Annotated in this window: 23 protein-coding genes; 22 read left to right on the top strand and 1 reads right to left on the bottom strand. The window is 43.9% G+C overall.

What is annotated here, in order from left to right; all coding sequences use genetic code 11:
- Positions 1 to 26 precede the first annotated feature (26 nt).
- The 7 genes from atpE (at position 27) to AC07VD_RS03045 (ending at position 5,790) form a co-directional block, all read left to right on the top strand.
- Positions 27 to 239, top strand: a complete 213-nt coding sequence (atpE, locus tag AC07VD_RS03075; protein ID WP_003151167.1) for a F0F1 ATP synthase subunit C — start codon at positions 27 to 29, stop codon at positions 237 to 239.
- A gap of 162 nt (positions 240 to 401) precedes the next feature.
- Positions 402 to 914, top strand: a complete 513-nt coding sequence (gene atpF / locus AC07VD_RS03070) for a F0F1 ATP synthase subunit B (RefSeq protein ID WP_003244051.1) — start codon at positions 402 to 404, stop codon at positions 912 to 914.
- The gene (locus tag AC07VD_RS03065) at positions 911 to 1,456 is read left to right on the top strand and encodes a F0F1 ATP synthase subunit delta (protein WP_003227679.1); all 546 of its coding nucleotides are present in this window, start codon (positions 911 to 913) and stop codon (positions 1,454 to 1,456) included. The genes atpF and AC07VD_RS03065 overlap by 4 nt, the downstream gene beginning before the upstream one ends.
- A gap of 16 nt (positions 1,457 to 1,472) precedes the next feature.
- Positions 1,473 to 2,981, top strand: a complete 1,509-nt coding sequence (gene atpA, locus AC07VD_RS03060; protein WP_014478256.1) for a F0F1 ATP synthase subunit alpha — start codon at positions 1,473 to 1,475, stop codon at positions 2,979 to 2,981.
- Between the two features lie 76 nt (positions 2,982 to 3,057).
- Positions 3,058 to 3,921 carry an ATP synthase F1 subunit gamma gene (gene atpG / locus AC07VD_RS03055; RefSeq protein WP_003244388.1) on the top strand — a complete coding sequence of 288 codons (864 nt, stop codon included), beginning with the start codon at positions 3,058 to 3,060 and terminating at the stop codon, positions 3,919 to 3,921.
- A gap of 25 nt (positions 3,922 to 3,946) precedes the next feature.
- Positions 3,947 to 5,368: a F0F1 ATP synthase subunit beta gene (atpD, locus tag AC07VD_RS03050; protein WP_003227686.1), complete on the top strand. Its 1,422-nt coding sequence runs from the start codon at positions 3,947 to 3,949 to the stop codon at positions 5,366 to 5,368.
- A 23-nt stretch (positions 5,369 to 5,391) separates the two neighbouring features.
- Positions 5,392 to 5,790, top strand: a complete 399-nt coding sequence (locus tag AC07VD_RS03045; protein WP_021480810.1) for a F0F1 ATP synthase subunit epsilon — start codon at positions 5,392 to 5,394, stop codon at positions 5,788 to 5,790.
- 33 nt (positions 5,791 to 5,823) lie between these two features.
- Here AC07VD_RS03045 and AC07VD_RS03040 read toward each other — a convergent pair whose 3' ends face one another.
- Positions 5,824 to 6,297 (bottom strand): YwmA family protein, encoded by a 474-nt coding sequence (locus AC07VD_RS03040; protein WP_043940215.1) that lies wholly within the window; start codon positions 6,295 to 6,297, stop codon positions 5,824 to 5,826.
- 169 nt (positions 6,298 to 6,466) lie between these two features.
- Here AC07VD_RS03040 and AC07VD_RS03035 point away from each other — a divergent pair, with 169 nt between their 5' ends.
- The 15 genes from AC07VD_RS03035 to AC07VD_RS02965 all read left to right on the top strand — a co-directional run bounded on the left by AC07VD_RS03035 (position 6,467) and on the right by AC07VD_RS02965 (position 17,613).
- A complete protein-coding gene (locus AC07VD_RS03035) occupies positions 6,467 to 6,697 on the top strand; it encodes a DUF1146 family protein (RefSeq protein WP_003227691.1) in 231 nt (76 codons plus the stop codon).
- A gap of 134 nt (positions 6,698 to 6,831) precedes the next feature.
- A complete protein-coding gene (locus AC07VD_RS03030; protein ID WP_015483817.1) occupies positions 6,832 to 7,572 on the top strand; it encodes a YwmB family TATA-box binding protein in 741 nt (246 codons plus the stop codon).
- A gap of 33 nt (positions 7,573 to 7,605) precedes the next feature.
- Positions 7,606 to 8,916, top strand: a complete 1,311-nt coding sequence (gene murA / locus AC07VD_RS03025) for a UDP-N-acetylglucosamine 1-carboxyvinyltransferase (RefSeq protein WP_003227695.1) — start codon at positions 7,606 to 7,608, stop codon at positions 8,914 to 8,916.
- A 195-nt stretch (positions 8,917 to 9,111) separates the two neighbouring features.
- Positions 9,112 to 10,143: a stage II sporulation protein D gene (gene spoIID / locus AC07VD_RS03020; protein ID WP_015714866.1), complete on the top strand. Its 1,032-nt coding sequence runs from the start codon at positions 9,112 to 9,114 to the stop codon at positions 10,141 to 10,143.
- Between the two features lie 385 nt (positions 10,144 to 10,528).
- A complete protein-coding gene (locus tag AC07VD_RS03015; RefSeq protein WP_024571497.1) occupies positions 10,529 to 11,212 on the top strand; it encodes a vWA domain-containing protein in 684 nt (227 codons plus the stop codon).
- Between the two features lie 130 nt (positions 11,213 to 11,342).
- Positions 11,343 to 11,483 (top strand): hypothetical protein, encoded by a 141-nt coding sequence (locus AC07VD_RS03010; protein WP_014478246.1) that lies wholly within the window; start codon positions 11,343 to 11,345, stop codon positions 11,481 to 11,483.
- A gap of 52 nt (positions 11,484 to 11,535) precedes the next feature.
- A complete protein-coding gene (locus AC07VD_RS03005) occupies positions 11,536 to 12,210 on the top strand; it encodes a vWA domain-containing protein (RefSeq protein WP_003243553.1) in 675 nt (224 codons plus the stop codon).
- A 94-nt stretch (positions 12,211 to 12,304) separates the two neighbouring features.
- The gene (locus AC07VD_RS03000) at positions 12,305 to 12,466 is read left to right on the top strand and encodes a hypothetical protein (RefSeq protein ID WP_003227706.1); all 162 of its coding nucleotides are present in this window, start codon (positions 12,305 to 12,307) and stop codon (positions 12,464 to 12,466) included.
- Between the two features lie 245 nt (positions 12,467 to 12,711).
- On the top strand, positions 12,712 to 13,500 hold the full coding sequence (gene fdhD / locus AC07VD_RS02995) for a formate dehydrogenase accessory sulfurtransferase FdhD (RefSeq protein WP_014481178.1): 789 nt from the start codon (positions 12,712 to 12,714) through the stop codon (positions 13,498 to 13,500).
- Between the two features lie 15 nt (positions 13,501 to 13,515).
- A complete protein-coding gene (moaA, locus tag AC07VD_RS02990) occupies positions 13,516 to 14,541 on the top strand; it encodes a GTP 3',8-cyclase MoaA (RefSeq protein ID WP_015483814.1) in 1,026 nt (341 codons plus the stop codon).
- Between the two features lie 191 nt (positions 14,542 to 14,732).
- On the top strand, positions 14,733 to 15,866 hold the full coding sequence (gene rapB / locus AC07VD_RS02985; protein ID WP_015251020.1) for a response regulator aspartate phosphatase RapB: 1,134 nt from the start codon (positions 14,733 to 14,735) through the stop codon (positions 15,864 to 15,866).
- 155 nt (positions 15,867 to 16,021) lie between these two features.
- A complete protein-coding gene (locus AC07VD_RS02980; protein WP_003244390.1) occupies positions 16,022 to 16,501 on the top strand; it encodes a hypothetical protein in 480 nt (159 codons plus the stop codon).
- A gap of 73 nt (positions 16,502 to 16,574) precedes the next feature.
- Complete coding sequence (gene csbD, locus AC07VD_RS02975) at positions 16,575 to 16,763, top strand: stress response protein CsbD (RefSeq protein ID WP_003227718.1); 189 nt, start codon at positions 16,575 to 16,577, stop codon at positions 16,761 to 16,763.
- Between the two features lie 297 nt (positions 16,764 to 17,060).
- Positions 17,061 to 17,243 (top strand): hypothetical protein, encoded by a 183-nt coding sequence (locus AC07VD_RS02970; protein ID WP_494721556.1) that lies wholly within the window; start codon positions 17,061 to 17,063, stop codon positions 17,241 to 17,243.
- 211 nt (positions 17,244 to 17,454) lie between these two features.
- Entirely contained in the window at positions 17,455 to 17,613 is a 159-nt protein-coding gene (locus AC07VD_RS02965; RefSeq protein WP_124059325.1) for a hypothetical protein, read from the top strand.
- Positions 17,614 to 17,740 lie beyond the last annotated feature (127 nt).

Raw genomic sequence — 17,740 nt, 5'->3', positions numbered from 1 at the left:
TAACATTTTAAAGGAGGAACTTTTTCATGAATTTAATAGCAGCTGCGATTGCAATTGGTTTAGGCGCACTTGGTGCAGGTATTGGTAACGGTTTGATTGTTTCACGTACGGTAGAGGGGATTGCCCGTCAGCCGGAAGCAGGTAAAGAACTGAGAACTCTTATGTTCATGGGTATCGCATTAGTTGAAGCCCTTCCTATTATCGCTGTCGTTATCGCATTCTTAGCGTTCTTTGGCTAAGCATAAAAGCCTTATATGAACTAAAAATGGCGAAGATCATTCCAAGAGAACCTTCGCCATTGCTTTATGTCTGATAAGCATCCCGCCTTGCCGGCTGAAAAGAGACAAGTGCGGCTGCTGGATCAGCAAAGAAAAACCTGCAGAAGGGAGTTGCCGTAGTAGATGTCTCAATTACCACTTGAACTAGGATTGTCGTTTAACGGCGGAGATATCCTGTTCCAACTGTTAGCTATGTTAATCTTATTAGCGCTTCTGAAGAAATACGCTTTAGGGCCGCTATTAAACATAATGAAACAGCGTGAAGACCACATCGCTGGAGAAATTACGTCTGCTGAAGAAAAAAATAAAGAAGCGCAGCAGCTGATTGAAGAGCAGCGCGTTCTTTTAAAAGAAGCAAGACAGGAATCCCAAACTCTTATCGAAAACGCAAAGAAACTGGGAGAGAAGCAAAAAGAAGAGATTATTCAGGCTGCACGTGCAGAATCTGAACGTCTGAAAGAAGCAGCAAGAACTGAAATCGTGAAGGAAAAAGAACAGGCGGTTTCTGCTCTCCGTGAGCAAGTAGCGTCTCTTTCTGTCATGATTGCGTCGAAAGTGATCGAAAAAGAACTGGATGAACAAGCGCAAGAGAAATTGATCCAGGACTATCTTAAAGAGGTAGGAGAAAGCCGATGAGTGGATCAGCTGTCTCTAAACGATATGCATCAGCTCTTTTTGATATAGCCAATGAGTCCGCTCAGCTGAATCAAGTAGAAGAAGAGCTAACTGTTGTAAAACAAGTATTTCAAAATGAAAAAGCGCTTAATGATGTGTTGAACCATCCGAAGGTGCCGGCTGCGAAGAAAAAAGAGCTGATCCAAAATGCATTTGGCTCTTTGTCACAGTCCGTGCTTAATACGATTTTTCTTTTGATTGACCGCCATCGTGCCGCGATTGTGCCTGAGCTCACAGATGAGTTTATCAAACTCGCAAATGAGGCCCGTCAAACAGAAGACGCAATCGTATATTCAGTGAAACCGCTGACGGATGCGGAAATTTTACCATTATCACAAGTGTTTGCAAAAAAAGCCGGAGTCGCTTCACTGAGAATCAGAAATGAAGTGCAGACGGATTTAATAGGCGGCATTAAAGTCCGCATTGGAAACCGGATTTATGACGGCAGCGTAAGCGGGAAGCTTCAGCGCATTGAACGTCAATTAGCCGGGGAAAATCGATAGAAGGGGTGAAACCTAAGTGAGCATCAAAGCTGAAGAGATTAGCACGCTGATAAAACAGCAAATACAAAATTATCAATCTGATATTGAAGTTCAAGACGTAGGTACAGTCATCCAAGTCGGTGACGGTATTGCACGTGTGCACGGCCTTGACAACTGTATGGCCGGTGAACTTGTCGAATTTTCAAACGGTGTTTTGGGTATGGCTCAAAACCTTGAAGAATCAAACGTAGGTATCGTCATCTTAGGACCTTTCAGTGAGATCCGTGAGGGAGACGAAGTAAAAAGAACAGGCCGCATCATGGAGGTTCCTGTTGGTGAAGAGTTAATCGGCCGTATTGTAAATCCGTTAGGCCAGCCGGTAGACGGACTTGGCCCGATCCTTACAAGCAAAACTCGTCCGATTGAGAGCCCTGCACCAGGCGTTATGGACCGTAAATCCGTTCATGAACCGCTTCAAACCGGTATCAAAGCGATCGATGCACTGATTCCAATCGGCCGCGGCCAGCGTGAGCTGATCATCGGTGACCGTCAAACAGGTAAAACATCTGTTGCGATCGATGCGATCCTGAACCAAAAAGATCAAGACATGATCTGCGTATATGTTGCGATCGGTCAAAAAGAATCAACAGTCCGCGGCGTAGTAGAAACATTGCGTAAACACGGCGCGCTTGATTATACAATTGTTGTAACGGCGTCTGCGTCACAGCCGGCACCGCTTCTGTACCTGGCACCGTATGCTGGGGTTACAATGGCAGAAGAATTTATGTACAGCGGCAAGCACGTTCTTGTTGTATACGATGATCTTTCTAAACAAGCGGCTGCTTACCGTGAGCTGTCCTTGCTTCTTCGCCGTCCGCCAGGCCGTGAAGCGTTCCCTGGGGATGTATTCTATCTTCATTCCCGTCTGCTTGAGCGTGCAGCAAAGCTTAGCGACGCGAAAGGCGCAGGATCAATTACAGCTCTGCCGTTCGTAGAAACACAAGCCGGAGATATCTCTGCTTATATTCCGACGAACGTCATTTCCATCACCGACGGACAGATCTTCCTGCAATCTGATTTGTTCTTCTCAGGCGTACGTCCAGCGATCAACGCCGGATTGTCTGTATCCCGTGTCGGCGGCTCAGCGCAAATCAAAGCGATGAAAAAAGTATCAGGTACTTTGCGTCTTGACCTTGCGTCATACCGTGAGCTGGAAGCATTCGCTCAATTCGGTTCTGACCTCGACCAAGCGACTCAGGCAAAACTGAACCGCGGTGCACGTACAGTTGAAGTGCTGAAGCAGGATCTGAACAAGCCGCTTCCGGTTGAAAAGCAAGTAGCCATTCTTTATGCGCTGACAAAAGGATATCTCGATGATATTCCTGTGGCGGATATCAGACGTTTTGAAGAAGAGTACTACATGTACCTTGACCAAAACCATAAAGACCTGCTTGACGGAATTGCAAAAACAGGAAACCTTCCTGCTGATGAAGACTTCAAAGCTGCAATCGAAGGCTTCAAACGCACATTTGCACCAAGCAACTAACTCGAATGCTGATGAGAGAAAAAGGTTCTCTTTTTCTCTCTTTTTACGCAGATGAAGAGAAAAGGTGGTGAAATCTTTGGCCTCATTACGCGATATTAAGTCAAGGATCACGTCAACGAAAAAAACAAGTCAGATTACAAAAGCCATGCAGATGGTATCTGCGGCTAAGCTGAATCGTGCTGAAAACAATGCAAAATCATTTGTGCCATATATGGATAAAATCCAAGAGGTTGTGTCAAACGTCGGAAGAGTTTCCGGCAACGTAAAGCACCCGATGCTTCTCAGCAGAGAAGTGAAAAAAACGGCATACCTTGTCATTACGTCTGACCGCGGTCTTGCCGGCGCTTTTAACAGTTCGGTTTTACGAAGTGCTTATCAGGCCATGCAAGAACGTCATCAGTCTAAGGATGAGTATGCGGTGATTGCCATCGGAAGAGTGGGCCGTGATTTCTTTAAGAAACGTGAGATTCCGATCATTTCCGAGTTAACAGGACTTGGGGATGAAGTAACGTTTACAGAAATTAAAGATCTTGCCCGTCAAACGATCCAAATGTTTATAGACGGTGCGTTTGATGAATTGCACCTTGTTTATAACCATTTTGTCAGCGCCATTACTCAAGAAGTAACGGAGAAAAAACTTCTGCCGTTATCTGATTTGGGCAGCGGCGGCGGAAAAAGAACGGCGTCTTATGAATTTGAACCATCTGAAGAGGAGGTTCTGGAGGTTTTGCTTCCTCAATATGCAGAAAGCTTAATCTTCGGTGCGCTTCTTGACAGTAAAGCAAGTGAGCACGCTGCAAGAATGACGGCGATGAAAAATGCAACAGACAACGCGAAGGAACTTATCGATTCACTTTCGCTTTCTTACAACCGCGCTCGCCAAGCAGCGATCACACAAGAAATTACGGAAATTGTCGGCGGAGCAGCCGCTTTAGAATAGAAAGATTTTGTCAGGAGGGATAGCGATGAAGAAAGGACGCGTTAGCCAGGTATTAGGACCGGTCGTCGACGTGCGTTTTGAAGACGGTCACTTGCCTGAAATTTATAATGCGATTAAAATTTCACAGCCAGCTGCAAGTGAAAACGAAGTAGGTATTGATTTAACGCTTGAGGTCGCTCTTCATTTAGGTGATGATACAGTCCGTACAATCGCAATGGCATCTACAGATGGTGTTCAGCGCGGTATGGAAGCTGTAGATACAGGAGCGCCAATCTCAGTACCGGTTGGTGATGTAACACTTGGACGTGTATTTAACGTTCTCGGAGAAAATATTGATTTGAATGAGCCGGTTCCTGCGGATGCGAAAAAGGATCCGATTCACAGACAGGCGCCTTCATTCGATCAGCTTTCAACAGAAGTTGAAATTCTTGAAACAGGTATTAAAGTTGTTGATTTGCTTGCTCCTTACATTAAGGGCGGTAAAATCGGATTGTTCGGTGGTGCCGGTGTAGGTAAAACCGTATTAATCCAGGAATTAATCAACAACATCGCGCAAGAGCACGGCGGTATCTCTGTATTCGCCGGCGTAGGAGAGCGTACTCGTGAAGGGAACGACCTTTTCTACGAAATGAGTGACTCTGGCGTAATCAACAAAACAGCCATGGTATTCGGACAAATGAACGAGCCGCCGGGCGCACGTATGCGTGTTGCTTTGACAGGCCTTACAATGGCTGAGCACTTCCGTGATGTACAAGGACAGGACGTACTGTTCTTCATCGATAACATTTTCCGTTTCACACAAGCGGGTTCAGAGGTTTCAGCCCTTCTTGGCCGTATGCCTTCAGCGGTTGGTTATCAGCCGACGCTTGCAACTGAGATGGGTCAGCTCCAAGAGCGTATCACGTCTACGAACGTTGGATCAGTTACATCTATCCAGGCGATCTACGTTCCTGCCGATGACTACACTGACCCGGCGCCGGCGACAACGTTCGCTCACTTGGATGCGACAACAAACCTTGAGCGTAAATTAACTGAAATGGGTATTTACCCTGCGGTTGATCCGTTGGCATCTACATCACGCGCCCTTGCTCCTGAAATTGTCGGAGAAGAGCATTATGCAGTTGCGCGTGAAGTACAGTCAACGCTTCAGCGTTACAAAGAGCTTCAAGATATCATTGCGATTCTCGGTATGGATGAATTAGGCGAGGAAGACAAACTTGTCGTTCACCGCGCACGCCGTATCCAGTTCTTCCTTTCTCAGAACTTCCACGTGGCTGAACAGTTCACTGGACAAAAAGGTTCTTACGTGCCTGTAAAAGAGACGGTACAAGGCTTCAAAGAAATCTTAGCCGGTAAATACGACCATCTTCCAGAAGATGCGTTCCGTCTTGTAGGCCGTATCGAAGAAGTTGTTGAGAAAGCAAAAGAAATGGGTGTAGAAGTTTAATCTGGTCCTAGGAGGGTAAAAGCATGAAGACCGTTAAAGTCAATATCGTTACTCCCGACGGCCCAGTATACGATGCGGATATCGAAATGGTGAGTGTGAGAGCCGAAAGCGGCGATCTCGGTATTTTGCCAGGCCATATTCCAACCGTGGCTCCTCTTAAAATCGGCGCTGTCCGTCTGAAAAAAGACGGGCAGACTGAAATGGTTGCCGTCAGCGGCGGATTTGTCGAAGTCCGTCCTGATCAGGTCACCATCCTTGCCCAGGCTGCCGAGACAGCAGAAGGCATCGATAAAGAGCGCGCTGAAGCTGCACGCCAGCGGGCGCAGGAGCGTTTGAATACTCAATCAGATGATACTGACATTCGTCGGGCTGAGCTTGCGTTACAGCGGGCTTTGAACAGATTGGATGTAGCAGGGAAATAAGAAAAAATCCTTCTCTTTATGAGAAGGATTTTTTTATGAACGAACAAGAGAATCAAACAGCGACAGCAGCGGGCGATCCTCTTTTTGGCGCAGGTATAAACCATCACAGGCATTCATTGTATGCCACGATTTGCGATGTCTTCTAAAGCCAAGTGTATAAGCGCCGTCTTTATAGGGATAAGGTTTTACAACCCATTCAGCATCTTCATGGCGGGCAATCACGCAATCTATAAGATAAACACTGATCATTTTCTCGAATTCTTCAATAGGAAGATTCCAATCAGCAAGCAAAAGCTCTTGTATACTTTGAAAATAGAGGTTTTCAAGCTCTTCAAGGCTTTCTCTCGTATAGGTAAGAGAAATGTTAAAAAACTGACACAATTCATTCAGTTCTTCAATCTGTGACTGTCTATAATCATAATAGAATGCAATTGCTTCCCATTCCTGATCAAAAATTGGCAGGTCCTCACCATATTGCTTTTCAGGCTGAAAAAAAGAATGATTCACATTTGCCAGCTCCTTTCCAATAAAGTATACCATGTAAAAGAATCGCACTTTAAGCGGGGATTAGCCCTAGATTTGGGTGATTATTCCGTTCTGTATAAAATGTATCATCTTTATCTGTGCTTCTTATATAATAAGAAAGGGTATGAACGCAGAGAAAGGAGTGTAATAGATGAGTGTATTGGGACAGCAGGCTGCAATCGGCATTGTCGTTCACCTGATTTTTATAGCAGTGACTTGGTGGGCGTTGCAAGCCGTCAATATAGATCCGTTAATCAAAAAAGGCAAAGTCGTGCAGGCAAGACTCCTGATGATTTTGCTGACAATCGCCATTGGAACGGCCGTTGCCAATTTCTTTTTAGATTACCTCAATTATTCACAGCAGCTTCCCTATCTATTTTAATAGGTTTTGAACATTATTATCATTAAATGGTTGGGAGAAGCGGGTTGAGGCTAATAGCTCGAGTTTTGACGAAGATTTTTACGTATGGCGCCTCTTGCCTCCGGTAAAACTGGGGATAAGGGGGAGAGATGAACATGAAGAAAAAACAAGTAAGCCACGCTATTATCATTTCCGTCATGTTAAGCTTCGTCATTGCTGTTTTCCATACCATTCATGCGAGTGAATTAACGCCGTTAGCACAAATGGCAGAGGGGATGGAACGCCAAGATGTGTCAATAGATAAGTGGACATTGCATGCAAAACAAAACATGTCACTGACCGAAAAAGAATTTTATCAAAAAGTGCAACGTTTAAAATCAGAGTATCGTCAATATGATTGGGTGATTGCACGGGAAGATAAAATGATAAAGGCAATTGGCACATATACTGACAAAAAAAATCGCACTTCTTTTAGACTGCAGCTTGTCACAACCCTCAAAAAACACAATCCAACTTCGTATTTATTATATGAGCAAATGAGTCTAGAGACACCGGATAGCTGGAATGATACATATGAACAGTTTGAACGGGAGACACTTGGGATATTCCAAGAAAAAGTAGTTATTTTTACTTGTCTAAATGGTCACTTAGATGATAATATGAATATTGTTTTGCAAAAAAAAGCAAATCAGTTATTAAATGAATTTCAAGCAAGATCAGTAGAACATGTAGTTGAGCCAAATTTCGTTTCTATTTCTGCGTTTACAGATGAGTGGGAAGAGTACATTATGACCTCGAAACATAAAATGAATTTGCAAATTGCACTTAGAAGTGCAGGAATGGGCGGAAAACATACCGTTACGGTTGGCACACCAATCGTTACGACTGAATATTAATATAGAGAATTTAGGGACGCGGAGGGGAATACCTTGGAAAAAATCATCGTCCGCGGCGGTCAGAAGTTAAACGGCACAGTCAAAGTTGAAGGCGCTAAAAATGCCGTTTTACCTGTTATCGCTGCATCTTTATTAGCAAGTGAAGAAAAAAGCGTAATTTGTGATGTACCTACGCTCTCCGATGTATATACAATTAACGAAGTGTTGCGTCATTTAGGAGCAGATGTGCATTTTGAAAATAATGAAGTGACTGTAAATGCTTCATACGCTTTGCAAACTGAAGCACCTTTTGAATATGTTCGTAAAATGCGTGCGTCTGTGCTTGTCATGGGGCCGCTTCTTGCGCGTACAGGTCATGCAAGAGTTGCACTTCCGGGCGGATGCGCAATTGGTTCCAGACCGATTGATCAGCATTTAAAAGGTTTTGAAGCAATGGGCGCAGAAATCAAAGTCGGTAATGGCTTCATTGAAGCTGAAGTAAAAGGCCGACTGCAAGGCGCAAAAATTTATCTGGACTTCCCAAGTGTAGGAGCTACAGAGAACCTGATTATGGCAGCCGCTCTAGCTGAAGGAACAACAACGCTGGAAAACGTGGCAAAAGAACCCGAAATCGTTGATTTAGCAAACTATATCAACGGCATGGGCGGAAAAATCCGCGGAGCTGGCACCGGCACCATCAAAATTGAAGGAGTCGAAAAGCTTCACGGCGTAAAACACCATATTATTCCTGACCGTATTGAAGCGGGCACATTTATGGTTGCTGCTGCAATCACTGAAGGAAACGTATTAGTAAAAGGAGCGGTTCCTGAGCACCTCACCTCTTTAATTGCAAAAATGGAAGAGATGGGTGTAACAATTAAGGATGAAGGTGAAGGCCTGCGTGTCATCGGCCCGAAAGAACTTAAACCGATTGACATCAAAACAATGCCTCACCCAGGCTTCCCGACTGATATGCAGTCACAAATGATGGCGCTTCTGCTTCGTGCAAGCGGCACAAGCATGATTACAGAAACCGTTTTTGAAAACCGTTTTATGCATGCGGAAGAATTCCGCCGTATGAATGGTGATATCAAGATTGAAGGACGTTCTGTCATCATTAACGGTCCTGTACAGCTTCAGGGAGCTGAAGTTGCAGCGACTGATTTGCGTGCAGGTGCAGCGCTGATTCTTGCGGGGTTAGTGGCTGAAGGTCACACACGTGTTACTGAATTGAAGCACTTAGACCGCGGTTACGTTGATTTCCATCAGAAGCTTGCCGCTCTGGGCGCAGACATCGAACGTGTAAATGATGAGTCTGCTTCTGAGCAAGAGAATAAAGAAGTCGTTTCTGACTTAAATGCATAAACTTACTTGAAAATCAGTATGTCACTCTGGCATACTGGTTTTTTATTTTTTGTGTATTATCATCATTATGCGCAAAATAGCAAAAAAGAATACGTAAATGACAAATAAAGTTTCTGTCCAAAACGAGAGTCATATTAGCTTGTCCCTGCCCATAGACTAGACTAGAGTCGAATCCCGAGCAGGAGGCAGCTGAATATGAAACAATTCGCAATCACACTATCCGTACTATGTGCATTGATTCTCTTGGTTCCCACACTCTTGGTTATACCATTCCAGCATAATAAGGAAGCAGGGGCCAGCGTAGAATCAGAAAAGACAGCAGTCAGCACGAAACCAGCATCGAAAGGAGCAGAAACATTGAAAGCATCACCTGTTTCTATTCCCGTCTATCGAACCGCAAATCAATCCGTAGAAGACATTCCGCTTGAAGAGTATGTGATTGGAGTCGTCGCCTCCGAAATGCCGGCAACCTTTGAATCTGAAGCATTGAAAGCCCAGGCTCTCGCCGCCAGAACATTTATTGTCAGACTGATGGTGTCAAATTCAGCGGTTGAGGCTCCTAAAGGCTCACTGGTGGATGATACACAGATGTTCCAGGTGTATAAAAACAAAGCGGAGCTGAAAAAACAGTGGGGCACAAGCTATGAGACAAAACTGAAGAAAATCACAGCTGCGGTAGCCAGTACGCAAGGCAAAATCTTAACGTACAACAACCAGCCGATTGAAGCATCCTTTTTCTCCACAAGCAACGGCTACACAGAGAATGCAGAAGCTTATTGGACAAGTGCTATCCCATATTTAAAAAGCGTCAAAAGCCCATGGGATAAAAAGTCTCCGAAATATAAGGCAACGAAAACCTTTACAGCGGCAGAATTTCAGCAAAAGCTTGGCGTCAAGCTGGATGGATCTAGCGCAGTAGGGAAGATTACCGGCGAGACACCGGGCCACCAGGTTGCAACTGCCGTCATTAACGGCAAGACGCTGAAAGGAAGAGACATACGTGAAAAGCTGGGTCTCAACTCCGCCGATTTTGAATGGAAGCGAAATGGAGACACAATTACAGTCACGACGAGAGGATTTGGCCACGGTGTGGGGATGAGCCAATACGGAGCGAATTTTATGGCCAAAGAAGGCAAAACGGTTGATGACATTGTAAAGTACTATTACCAAGGCACACAAATTTCTGAGGCAGATGCGTTTTTGAATAAATATATGGCGAAAAAGTAGAAAAAGACGCTCTTTAGGCGTCTTTTTCTGTTCCTGAATATCTTTTATCTAAGAGCAGCTGAAACGGTTTAGAGGAGCTTCTGACCGTCTTTAAGGATCAGTCCTTTTTTCCTGATTTCAGGCTTTGAGATTGTGGTAAAGTCATCCACATGTGTCGACAGACTTCGACAGACTCATATAACGAAAGCCGAAAGGCGGACAATCTTCTCTTTTCATAGGGGCGTTAGGTGGAAATCACTAATAAAAACATAGGTTTCTATGCAAAAGTAAACAACAGCAATGGGGAAGCCCGCCCTATTTATTTCTCGGTTTTTGTTGATTACGATAGATTATGTTCAGCGTTGAACATCTGCACGCAGAAACAAATTGGTAAAGGGGTACGAACATGAAGAAAAGATTTTCACTGATCATGATGACAGGATTGCTTTTTGGATTAACTTCACCTGCTTTTGCAGCTGAAAAGAAAGAAACGGAGGCTAAAGCGCCGGCGAACGTGGCGGTCTTGCTTGATGCCAGCGGAAGTATGGCGAAAAGAATAGACGGTGTATCTAAATTTAATTCAGCCAAAAAAGAAATTTCAAAGTTTGCGAGCTCACTGCCAGAAGGAACTCAGGTGAAAATGAGCGTGTTTGGCTCTGAAGGAAACAATAAAAATTCCGGAAAAGTTCAGTCATGTGAAGCCATTCGCAACGTATACGGCTTCCAAAGCTTTAACGAGCAAAGCTTCCTCAATTCTCTCAATACAATTGGGCCGACTGGCTGGACGCCAATTGCCAAAGCGCTGAACGAGGCGAAATCTTCTTTTGACCAGCTTGATGCAAAAGGGGAAAAAGTGGTGTATCTGTTGACAGACGGTGAGGAAACGTGCGGAGGAAACCCGATTAAAACAGCAAAGGAACTGCAAAAAGACAATATCACTGTTAATGTGATCGGCTTTGATTATAAAGAGGGATACAAAGGCCAGCTGAACGCAATTGCGAAAGTAGGCGGCGGTGAATACTTCCCGGCTTATACCCAAAAAGATGTTGAGAAAATTTTCACTCAGCAATCACTAATGTTATCTAAATAAGAAAAAAGAGGCTGGTGATGGTCAGCCTCTTTTTGTATGTAACAAAAACTTCAAAACTAATTAGCTGTCTGCCTGTAGCATAGTAGCAGATTTCCGTTTTTCTGTCATAATCAAGGCGAAAAAAGAATGAATGATCACACAATCTGTTTATGCTTTCTGGGCGGAAATGGCTAAAAATGAACGGCATTTCAAGCGATTTTGGACAGATCGTGAAAGCAGCACAAAAGGCAGCATGTCCTATATCTTTTTGCATTTTCGTATTCTAGCATAAAGAAGAATCCAACATATAGTTGGAAAATATGAAAAAGAAAGGAAGTAATCATATGAAAAAATTGCTGGCTGCCGGTATCATTGGATTGTTGACTGTTTCCATTGCCTCCCCGTCTTTTGCCGCTGAGAAACAGGCTGATACAAATGTAGCTGTTTTGTTTGACGGAAGCGGAAGCATGGTTCAAAAAACAGGAGGAGAGCGCAAAATAGACATTGCCAAAAAATCAGTAAAATCTTTTGCCGAACTTCTTCCGAAGGATACAAATCTTATGCTTCGCGTTTTCGGGCATGCAGGGAACAATAAACTGTCCGGTAAAGCCCTTTCGTGCAGTACGACGGAAACCATTTACGGCCTTCATCCATATGAAGGGTCTCTGTTTGACAATTCATTGAGTGAGCTCAAGCCGACTGGATGGACACCGATTGCCAAAGCACTTGCAGACACAAGAAAAGAATTTGAAGCATTTGACGCAGACGGGAAAAACGTGGTGTATTTAATCACTGACGGTGAAGAAACGTGCGGCGGAGACCCTGCGGCAGAAATCGAAAAGCTCCGTGCATCAAATGTGGATACGATTGTAAACATCATTGGCTTCAACTTTGATGTCAAGGGTAATGAAGAGATGAAACAAGCAGCTGTCGCTGGCGGCGGAGAATATATTTCAGCGAACAGTGCGGATGAGTTCGAACAGGCTTGGGAAAAAGAAGCACAAAAATTTACTGAGTAAGGAACCTAAAGATCAGGCGCTCCCCCAGGCGCCTTTTTTTATTGGTTTAAAAACAGTTTGGGCGGGAATGATACCCTAAAAAGGGGTTGAACATATGAAATTATTCGGAATGATTTTTCTTATAGCCACCGTTGCATTTATATTGCTTGGTGTTCTTCTAAAACTGGCAGCCTTCTTTTTTGTCAGCATTCTCACCTTGATCGCAGCTATTGTGCTGTTTACGGTTCTGAAAAAGAATCAGCATAATCAAACATAGAGTCCTTTATACAGAAGTGTCTCAGCGTGTCGACAAACCCCGCGTTCGTTGTCAATGCACATTGGTGCTCACGTGTTATAAAAGGAACCGCGGCTAAATGCTTAGGCGTCCTGCCTAAACACCGCCGTCATCACATCCTGTGAAAGCCCTTTATATAGAGGGCTCTTTTTGTGTCTCAGAATTCGACAAAATCCGAGGAGTGTGAAAAAATATAAAGGCAGGAACATTGCGGAGGGGAAGAGACATTGAACGATAAAGTAACTGCGGTCAGGGATGTATGGCGCTATGAACAAGGGGAAATAAGCAAAGTAGAAGACCGGATGGTGACGGAATTCCCTTTGACAGTGATACTGAATGGCAGTGAATTTGTGACGCTCGTTTGTACGCCTGAGCATATCGAAGAGCTTGTCATCGGATTTCTCGCATCAGAGGGTGTTATACGATTTCAAAAAGAAATTAAAAGGTTTACAATAGATGAAAGTCTCGGTTTTGTATATGTTGACCTCGTTCACCCTGAGACATTGGATCAAAAGGATTATACGAAACGGGTGATCGGCTCATGCTGCGGAAAGGGCCGTCATTTTTATTTTCAGCAGGATGTCAAAACAGCCAAAACGGCTGTCAGCCAAATCAAGATATCGCCTGAGGCATGTTTGGCGCTTATGAAAGACATGCAGCAAGGGAGCGGGACGTTTCAGGATACGGGAGGCGTCCATAATGCGGCGCTTTGCGACACAGAGAAGCTTCTGTTGATGCGCACAGATATCGGTCGGCACAACGCACTTGATAAACTATACGGACACTGCCTTCTAAACGGTATGTCCGTACGCGACAAACTGATTGTGTTCAGCGGCAGAATCTCATCAGAGGTCCTGTTAAAAGCGGCCAAAATCGGCGTGTCGATTGTCATTTCCAAATCGGCCCCGACGGAGCTTGCGATTCAAATGGCTGAAGAATTGAATATCACAGCGATTGGATTTGTCAGAAACGGATCATTTAATGTATATACACACCCTGAGAGAATCAGGGGGTAGGAAGGGGCTGTAGCTATGATTACAGAGTCGCGTCAGATGTTGGATAAAAGAAACAGACCGCTGAGAGACCTTCGCATTTCTGTTACAGACCGCTGCAACTTCCGATGCACGTACTGTATGCCCGCCGAATTATTCGGCCCGGATTATCCTTTTTTAAAGAAAGAGGAGCTGCTTTCATTTGAGGAGCTGGAACGGCTTGCGACATTGTTTGTCACAAGATTTGGCGTTGAAAAAATCCGCTTGACCGGCGGAGAGCCCCTCATGAGAAAGGATATGCCGGAGTTAATCAAAAAACTGGCCCGCATACCGGGTATTCGTGACATCGCGATGACGACAAACGGATCACTGCTGCCTGTTTATGCAAAGAGGCTCAAGGAGGCTGGGCTGAAAAGGGTTACGATCAGCCTTGATTCTTTAGAAGACGAGCGTTTTAAGAAGATAAACGGGCGCGGTGTTTCTGTCAGCAAGGTGCTGGAAGGCATTGAAGCGGCGAAGCAAGCAGGGCTCGGTGTTAAAATCAATATGGTCGTTCAAAAGGGCGTCAATGAAAAAGATATACTGCCTATGGCCCGTTATTTTAAAGAAAAAGGGCATATCCTGAGATTCATTGAATTTATGGACGTAGGCAACACCAACCAATGGGAAAAGAAAGACGTCATGACAAAGGCGGAAATCATAGATTTGATCAATGAACACATGCCGGTTGAGCCGATAGCGCCTAATTATATAGGCGAAGTGGCTTCCAGATTCCGCTACTTGGACGGCTCCGGAGAAATCGGCGTCATATCATCTGTATCTGATGCGTTCTGCGGATCTTGCAACAGAGCCCGTCTTTCTGCGAGAGGAGAGCTGTTTACCTGCTTATTCGCTTCAAGCGGATTTGACCTCAGAGCTCCGGTTCGCCAGGAATTAAGTGATGACGAACTATCAGAAATGATCGGGACAGTATGGAAAAATCGGATCGATCAGTATTCAGTCGATCGTACGCTATCAAAAGCATCTGGCAAAAAGAAAGTGGAAATGTCTTATATTGGCGGTTAATTTGAAGTCAAAAGCTTATCGGCACTGTCCGGTAAGCTTTTTTATTAGAATCCGAGTGCAAAAAATACGTAGAAAAACCGAAATATATAAGGATAGGCATAAAGAAGGAATCATTGTAAGAAAATTTAATTCCAAAGCCATACATTATGATAAAATATAACCAATTAGAAAATAGAAAGGGTTGGAGGGGCATGGCCGCGTACGAGATCCCGTCATCTCAAGTAGGAGTGAAAATCAATAAGTGGTATAAGCACATTTTAGCATTTCAAGTGGCTGATGCCGTAAAGCTGAAGGAAGAAATTGATCTAGATATCGAACAGATGGAAGAGGATCAGCTGCTTCTCCTGTATTATCAGCTGATCAGCTACCGGCACCAAATTATGCTGGATTATGTAAAGCCTGACCTGCACGAGGAATCTCAGCTTCAATATCGTGAATTGATCAAAACGCTGGAAAGCAATCAGGACAGCATCTCCGGATTATCTGAGTATTATTTTCACTTGTTTAGAGGAATGTACGAATTTGAACAGAACAATTACATCTCGGCTATATCCTTTTATCGGAAAGCTGAGAAGATGCTTGCGTTTGTAGAAGATGAAATTGAAAGAGCGGAATTTCATTTTAAAGTGGCGGAAGTCTTTTATATTATGAAGCAGACGCACTTTTCCATGAACCACGCTGTACAGGCGCTGGAGACGTATAAGGCTCACGATTTTTATAGAGTCAGAAGAATTCAATGCCATTTCGTCATATCAGGAAACTACATAGACTACAGAAATTATGAAAAAGCGCTTGAACATTTAGATGACGCGTATCGCCTTGCTTTATTGGAAGGACAGCCCCGTTTGATCGGATCAGCCCTTTATAATATCGGGAATTGCTATGATGACAAGGGGGAGCTGGATCAGGCCGCCGAATACTTTGAAAAAGCGCTTCCTGTCTTCGAGGATTATCAGCTGGAACAGCTTCCAAAAGCGCTCTTCAGCCTGACTCGCGTTCTTTTCAAAAAACAAGATAGCGAAGCCGCGATACGGTACTATGAAAAAGGGATTGCCATTGCCCAAAAACGAAACGACTTCTTCAGTCTGGCAAAATATAAATTTCTGCAGGCATTATATGTGGAATCTGTCAATTTGGATATGATTCAAGAAGTATTTGATTATATGGAAGAAAAGGGCCTGTATGTATATATTGAAGAATTTGCTTTAGATGCTGCCTCCTATTTCAGTCATCGCGAACAATATAAAGAAGCGGTGTATTTTTATGAAAAAGCGGTCAGCATGAGAGAGATGATTCAAAGGAACGATTGTTTATATGAAGTATGAGACAAAACCATCTGCTGGCAGATGGTTTTTTTATATGCAAAAAAAGGGGAGCATCGGAACGTTTATTTCCGGGGAGAACAGGAAAAATCGCTACAGCACTGTTTTTTGAACAAAAGCCGTTTTGGGATGCAGATATGCATGTGAGGGGGAATTCAATGTTTGGTTTTAATGATATGGTGAAGTTTCTGTGGTCTTTCCTCATTGTTCTGCCGCTTGTACAGATTATACATGTTTCAGGGCACAGCTTTATGGCTTTTATTTTTGGCGGAAAGGGATCGTTGGATATAGGCATGGGAAAAACGCTGCTTAAAATTGGACCCATACGGTTCAGAACGATTTATTTTATCGATTCTTTTTGCCGGTACGGGGAGTTGAAAATTGACAATCGATTCTCAAATGCACTCGTGTATGCAGGGGGCTGCTTGTTTAACCTCATCACGATTTTTGCAATCAATCTGCTGATTATACACAGTGTATTAAAGCCGAATGTGTTTTTCTATCAGTTTGTCTATTTTTCTACGTATTATGTGTTTTTTGCCCTGCTGCCGGTCCGATATTCGGAGAAAAAGTCATCAGACGGGCTGGCGATATACAAGGTGCTCCGTTACGGAGAGCGCTACGAAATCGATAAATAACATTTAGAATGTTTATTGCCTCTCAGATCGGGAAGGTAACAAGTACACACATAATTGAGAGGGGAGAATTAACATGGGTAACGATAGTGTAAAAGACAAAATGAAGGGCGGCTTCAATAAAGCCAAAGGAGAAGTGAAGGATAAAGTCGGAGATATGGCTGACAGAACGGACATGCAGGCTGAAGGCAAAAAAGATAAGGCGAAAGGCGAAATCCAAAAGGATATCGGGAAAGCCAAGGATAAATTTTCAGATAAAGATTAATCGTACGGAAGAGGCAGGAAACGAAATGTTTCTTGTCTTTTTTTGTTCGCTTTTTCTGATGTGAATAAATATAACAAAAAAAGAAGCTGATTTGGTCAAGGTAACTAAATTTTTTAAATATTCTTTGAATTAGTAGGCCTCTTCTATATAATAATGACATAAGTTGTAAACTTTTATAACATCATTTGGAGAAATCAAACAAAGGGGTTTTGATGACGGAATGTACTGCACCGAAGAAAGTGTCGGAAGCCACGGGAGTGCGAAAAAACAGTTGATATCGACACAAGCGGGGATTCAGTGAAGGCCGGAATTCTTCACTCGTTAAGAGGAACGGTGGCGATCAGCGAAGTGACCGTCCATGATGCGGAGTTAATGGCAATAGTCGGGTTCTCGGTATCGTGGAGGACGGCGCCTCAGACTGGCCTCCATGCCATGCTTCGGGTTGCGGAGCAAAACAACGGGCTGCCATCAGGAATGTAACGTCTGGTTATGATCAATCGATGGTTTAGCACAGCCTCAGCATGGAGGTTCACCCGGGGCAGATTGTCGCTGTATTAGGCCGAAATGGAGTAGGCCAATCCACTTCATAGGCCTGCTTCCGGCTAAACAGGGGGGCTATTTGTTTTAATCAAACGTTTGTTCAAAACGAAAAGGCGGTCAACAGCAGCAGCTTGCAATCGCCAGAGCGCTGATGGTAAATCCGAAAAATATTTTACTTAATGAACAATTGGAAGGAATTCAGATTTTAATTGTCGAACTAGTCAGACAAGTTATTATAGAAATTTCCAGAAAAAAAGACATTTGTTATCTTAGTCGAGCGCAGTCTGGAAAACGCGTTAATCTGTGCTGACTATCTTTCTGTAATCGACAGGGGAACGGTTGTTGACCATGGCAAGGCTGATGAAGAAACGGCATGCCGCTTTGAAAGGCACCCTACCGTATGACCCCCATTCTCGAAGAAAGGGAGGTGATGTCCC

Source organism: Bacillus sp. GW821-FHT01G09, from assembly GCF_059422205.1.
This window is presented reverse-complemented; position numbering and strand designations above follow the sequence as displayed.

What these genes read in the sequence shown, in the direction of transcription:
- AC07VD_RS02980 (WP_003244390.1), top strand. Translation starts at nt 16,022, where the DNA reads ATGTTTGGTTTTAATGATATGGTGAAGTTTCTGTGGTCTTTCCTCATT.
- rapB (WP_015251020.1), top strand. Translation starts at nt 14,733, where the DNA reads ATGGCCGCGTACGAGATCCCGTCATCTCAAGTAGGAGTGAAAATCAAT.
- spoIID (WP_015714866.1), top strand. Translation starts at nt 9,112, where the DNA reads ATGAAACAATTCGCAATCACACTATCCGTACTATGTGCATTGATTCTC.
- AC07VD_RS03045 (WP_021480810.1), top strand. Translation starts at nt 5,392, where the DNA reads ATGAAGACCGTTAAAGTCAATATCGTTACTCCCGACGGCCCAGTATAC.
- AC07VD_RS03035 (WP_003227691.1), top strand. Translation starts at nt 6,467, where the DNA reads ATGAGTGTATTGGGACAGCAGGCTGCAATCGGCATTGTCGTTCACCTG.
- csbD (WP_003227718.1), top strand. Translation starts at nt 16,575, where the DNA reads ATGGGTAACGATAGTGTAAAAGACAAAATGAAGGGCGGCTTCAATAAA.
- atpF (WP_003244051.1), top strand. Translation starts at nt 402, where the DNA reads ATGTCTCAATTACCACTTGAACTAGGATTGTCGTTTAACGGCGGAGAT.
- AC07VD_RS02965 (WP_124059325.1), top strand. Translation starts at nt 17,455, where the DNA reads ATGGTAAATCCGAAAAATATTTTACTTAATGAACAATTGGAAGGAATT.
- AC07VD_RS03010 (WP_014478246.1), top strand. Translation starts at nt 11,343, where the DNA reads ATGATCACACAATCTGTTTATGCTTTCTGGGCGGAAATGGCTAAAAAT.
- moaA (WP_015483814.1), top strand. Translation starts at nt 13,516, where the DNA reads ATGATTACAGAGTCGCGTCAGATGTTGGATAAAAGAAACAGACCGCTG.
- AC07VD_RS03065 (WP_003227679.1), top strand. Translation starts at nt 911, where the DNA reads ATGAGTGGATCAGCTGTCTCTAAACGATATGCATCAGCTCTTTTTGAT.
- AC07VD_RS03030 (WP_015483817.1), top strand. Translation starts at nt 6,832, where the DNA reads ATGAAGAAAAAACAAGTAAGCCACGCTATTATCATTTCCGTCATGTTA.
- atpD (WP_003227686.1), top strand. Translation starts at nt 3,947, where the DNA reads ATGAAGAAAGGACGCGTTAGCCAGGTATTAGGACCGGTCGTCGACGTG.
- AC07VD_RS03000 (WP_003227706.1), top strand. Translation starts at nt 12,305, where the DNA reads ATGAAATTATTCGGAATGATTTTTCTTATAGCCACCGTTGCATTTATA.
- AC07VD_RS03015 (WP_024571497.1), top strand. Translation starts at nt 10,529, where the DNA reads ATGAAGAAAAGATTTTCACTGATCATGATGACAGGATTGCTTTTTGGA.
- AC07VD_RS03005 (WP_003243553.1), top strand. Translation starts at nt 11,536, where the DNA reads ATGAAAAAATTGCTGGCTGCCGGTATCATTGGATTGTTGACTGTTTCC.
- atpE (WP_003151167.1), top strand. Translation starts at nt 27, where the DNA reads ATGAATTTAATAGCAGCTGCGATTGCAATTGGTTTAGGCGCACTTGGT.